The 4,161-nt window shown below is 68.8% G+C and carries 4 protein-coding genes; 1 reads left to right on the top strand and 3 read right to left on the bottom strand.

The genetic code is table 11. The features are described from left to right. A partial coding sequence (gene tilS, locus B3587_RS05500) for a tRNA lysidine(34) synthetase TilS (RefSeq protein ID WP_292726994.1) occupies positions 1 to 752 on the bottom strand: 752 nt, incomplete at its 3' end. A 334-nt stretch (positions 753 to 1,086) separates the two neighbouring features. Here tilS and ppa point away from each other — a divergent pair. Further along, positions 1,087 to 1,620 (top strand): inorganic diphosphatase, encoded by a 534-nt coding sequence (ppa, locus tag B3587_RS05495; RefSeq protein WP_228177485.1) that lies wholly within the window; start codon positions 1,087 to 1,089, stop codon positions 1,618 to 1,620. Positions 1,621 to 1,689: 69 nt separating this feature from the next. Here ppa and B3587_RS05490 read toward each other — a convergent pair whose 3' ends face one another. Next, on the bottom strand, positions 1,690 to 3,024 hold the full coding sequence (locus B3587_RS05490; RefSeq protein WP_414683116.1) for a peptidoglycan DD-metalloendopeptidase family protein: 1,335 nt from the start codon (positions 3,022 to 3,024) through the stop codon (positions 1,690 to 1,692). A 92-nt stretch (positions 3,025 to 3,116) separates the two neighbouring features. Continuing rightward, positions 3,117 to 4,161 (bottom strand): CocE/NonD family hydrolase (locus tag B3587_RS05485; protein ID WP_292726992.1); only part of this gene is annotated, 1,045 nt, incomplete at its 5' end.

Here is a 4,161-nt window from a genome sequence, read left to right as displayed (position 1 = left end):
TCTTCGATGATCTCGTCGATCATCTCCGCAAAGGCCTCCGCGTCCTCGCGCAACTGCGCCGCCGTGCGCGCGAGCGCTTCGGCCACCCCCGGGCCGAGCTCGCGTTCGAGGGTCGGCAGCACCGTTTCACGAACCCGAACCCGGGTGTACCGTGGGTCGGCATTGTGGGGGTCGAGCCACGGGTCCAGGCCTTGCGCGGCGCACGCAGCATGTGTCGTGGCGCGCCGAATCTCGAGCAGGGGGCGCAGGATGCGGCATCCGTCCTCGCGCTCGGCCACCGGAGCCATTCCTTGCAGGCTTGTTGCGCCGGAACCGCGGGCAAGCCCGAGTAGCACCGTCTCTGCCTGATCGTCGAGGGTGTGGCCGACCAGAATGGCCGCCGCGCCGACCTCCCGGGCGAGGGCATCGAGCGCTTCGTATCGCGCGTCCCGTGCTGCGGCCTCGGGTCCGCCGCCCGCGCGCACGACAGCCCTGACGACCCGGGCGGACAGGCCGAGGCTCTCTGCCGTGGCCGCGGCGGTCGCAGCGATCTCGGCCGACCCGTCCTGCAGACCGTGGTCGACGGTGACGGCGACGCCCCTGATCCCGCGCTTCGGTGCTTCGAAAGCCGTTGCCGCCGCGAGGGCCAGGGAATCCGCCCCGCCCGACAGCGCCACGATGACCGTTGCGCCCTCGGGAAGAGCCTGGAGGGCAGCTCGCACCGCCCGCCGCACCTCTGCGACGGCCGAATCCAGGCCCGGTCGAACGTCCACGCCGCCACGCTACCGGCCATCCGCCGTCGCTAACTCCTGCAGTTCCCCTGCCATCCACCTCGCCAACATGCGGAACGGCCAATATTGCAGGAGTTACGGTCGCAGACGGCGCGGATCGGCGGTCCGGTGTACGAGTCGGCGGCCTTGCCTCCGCCGCCCGCCGGCTGTGGCTAACTCCTCACATCCGCGCCGCCGCCCCGACCCAACGGCCCGATCGGGCGCAAGCCGTGCCGGATTAGAGGAGTTACCGACGCCGCAGGCACGGGCTCGGGCGGACGAACCCGGCGCACTAGGCTGGTCGGCGGCATCCGTCATCGACAAAGGAGCACAGAGCATGGGCGCGTACGACGCCGTCATCGAGATCCCGCGTGGCAGCCGCGTGAAGTACGAGGTCGACCACGGCACCGGCCGCGTCTTCCTCGACCGCATCCTCTATACCGTCTTCGGTTACCCCGCGAACTACGGCTTCTTCGAGAACACCCTCGGCGAGGACGGCGACCCGCTCGACGTCCTGATCCTGCTCGACCGCGACCTCTACCCCGGCATCCTCGCCAAGGTCCGCCCGGTCGGCGTGCTGAAGATGAGCGATGAGGCAGGCGGCGACGACAAGGTCGTGGCTGTCCTCGCGAAAGACCCGCGGTGGGACCACATCCAGGATGTCGCCGACATCCCCGACTACACGAAGAAAGAGATCGCGCACTTCTTCGAGCACTACAAGGACCTGGAGCCCGGCAAGTGGGTCAAGGTCGACGACTGGGCGGATGCCGCCGAGGCCGAGCGCCTGATCACCGAGGCCGCCGAGCGCTTCGACGCCCACGAGGGCGAGACCCGCACGCAGGGTGAGGGCGAAGCCCCCAACACGCTCTGAGCTCATCACGCGAGCCGCGGTATCCGTCACGGATGCCGCGGCTTCGTGTTTCTCGGGTGGCGGGCCGGCCTAGAAGTAGACGCCGCGGGCTGCCATGAAACCGGACGGGTTGACGGCTGCGCCGTTCACGTAGGTCTCGAAGTGCAGATTGCAGCCGAAGGAGTTTCCGGTGTTTCCGGTGGCAGCGATCGCCTGGCCGGCGCCGACCCACTGGCCGTACCCCACCCAGAAGCCGCCGTCGACGATGTGCGCGTAGCCGGTGCCGATGCCGCCGCCGTGGTCGATCTTGATGTAGTTGCCGTAGCCGCCGTTTCGTCCGACGTAGACCACGCGACCGGCGCCAGCGGCGTAGATCGCTGCGCCGCATCCGGGAGCGAAGTCGTAGCCATAGTGGAAGCTCGAGGAGCAATAGTTCGCGTTGCACACGCTCGAGCGACGTCCATAGCCCGAGGACACGTACCCGGATGACGGGCGGGCCCATCCGCCGCCGGTGACAGCACCACCGTTGCCGCCGCCGTTGGCAGCCTGCTCGCGAGCGATTCGTTCGGCCTCTTCGCGGGCCTTGCGCTCCCGCTCTTCGCGAGCCTTACGTTCTGCTTCCACACCGGCCTGGTAACCGGCGACGGTCTTCGCGGTCTCATCCTTGAGCGCCGCCAGCTGGGCTTGCAGGTTGCCGAGGTGGGTCGTCTGGTTGTCGAGGGCGACCTGCGCTGCCGCGGAAGCCTCTTGGGCCGCGATCATCTTCTGCTCGGCCTCTTGCTGCAGCTTGTCGCGCTCATTGCGCGCCTGCACTGCCTGATCGCTGTAGCTCTGCGCGGCATCCCGGGCCGTGACGGCGTCTTCGTACACCGTCTGGTTGCGCTCGAGGAGCTTGTCCATCGTTCCCAGGCGCGCGAGCAGTTCGTCTGCCCCGACCGCGGATCCCGAGAAGAACAACTGCATCGCGGTGTCGTCGCCGCCGTCGCGGTAGAGCTGCGCGGCGACGCGCCCAGCCTTCTGTGCGGCTTCATCCGCTGCTGCGGCCTGCTCATCAGCCTGCGCCTGCAGGTCATCGGCGCGCTTGGCGGCGTCGAAGTACGCCTGCTGCGCGACATAGAACTCGTCCGAGAGCCGCTGCGCTTCGGCCTGCGTACGCTCGACCTCGGCCGTGAGGCTTTGAATCAGCCCCTCGATGCGGGTGACCTCACGCGACTTGGCGGCTTCGTTCGCCTTCGCGTTCTGGACGTCGTCCCAGCTGGGATATGACTCAGCGAAGGCGGGAGCGAGGCTGAAGGCCGAGGCGCCACCGAACAGGAGGAGTCCGCCGGCAACGCCGATCCCCAGGGCGGAGCGGCGCGAGAGCGCGCGAAGCTCCCGGGGCGTAGGCGCGCAGCCGCACTCCTCAGCGCTCGATTCGAGCTCCACCAGTTCCTCCTGTCACACAGAACGTATTCACACTAACAACATCAGTCACACAAACAACAGGTTTCGCAGCCGAAGTCGCGTTCGGCATCCGGTCACGGCGCCTTCTCGAGCCATGGCTCGCCGGGCGACCCAGTCGGGTGTCGATGCCCGAGCAGCAGGGATGACGGATGCTCCGGACCGGTGTGGATGATCGCCGTACCGCCCCGACGGCGCACGTACCCGGCGGGGAAGCTCCCCGTGACGGGGTTGCGGCTGTGCACCCAACGGCCGCGGACGACGAGTCTCAGCTCCTCGCCCGCGCGGAACCGCGTGGCGTGCTCGCGCAGCTCGATATCGACCGGGATGACCTCGCCCGGGCGAATCGGCACTCGACGCTCGAAGGTGTGGACGGGATGCAGGTCGGTCGTGAGGTCCGGGTCGAGATCGCGGAACCCCACACGCTGCCAGCCATACGACATCCAGGCGCGATCGAAACCGTACGACCCTTCGAACGGCACGACAGCACCCTCCGCTATCTTGCGGACGCCGACGAACAGTGTGAGATCGTCGGCCGCCCGCGCTGAAACGTGCAGGCGCAGCGACATGGGGCCGATGACGTCGAGGGCTTCGGGGATGCGCCACGTCCATTCGAGGCCCGGGCCGTTCATCGCGAAGCCGGTCTGCACCGTCACGCGTGAGGGGCCGTCGCCAAGGCAACCGTCCATGCCGTCGAGGAACAGGCGGCGCATGCGCAGGTCTGCGGGCGGCCACTCGGACTCCGCGGTGACGGCGACCGGGGTCGGTCCGCTTTCGTACACGGCCAGGCGCACCGGGGGAAGTGCGTCCCAGCCGTTGTCGAGGTCGCGGAGGGTGTGATCGAAGAAGCGGGCACGGATGCTGGCGGCATCCGTGCTGTAGTACGTGGCCCACTTGCCGCCGCGATGGGTGTAGAGCCAGCGGCGGGGGCGCTCGGGACGCGCCTGACCCGCCCGTCGGAAGACTTCGAAGGAGCCGCGAGTGTGGAGGTTGTGGTCCGAGAAGCTGCCACACACGAGCACGGGAACGCCGATGCGGTCGATGTCGGGGGTGCGGTCGCGGTACCACTGGTCGCGCGTGGTGTGCCGTGCGAGCTCCCGGCGCAGCGGCGGCGGTGCGACC

The organism is Microbacterium sp. UBA837, from assembly GCF_002296025.1.
GTDB lineage: Bacteria > Actinomycetota > Actinomycetes > Actinomycetales > Microbacteriaceae > Microbacterium.
This window is presented reverse-complemented; position numbering and strand designations above follow the sequence as displayed.

Excerpts from the sequence above, each read along its gene's own strand:
- ppa (WP_228177485.1), top strand. The coding sequence starts at position 1,087 with ATGGGCGCGTACGACGCCGTCATCGAGATCCCGCGTGGCAGCCGCGTG.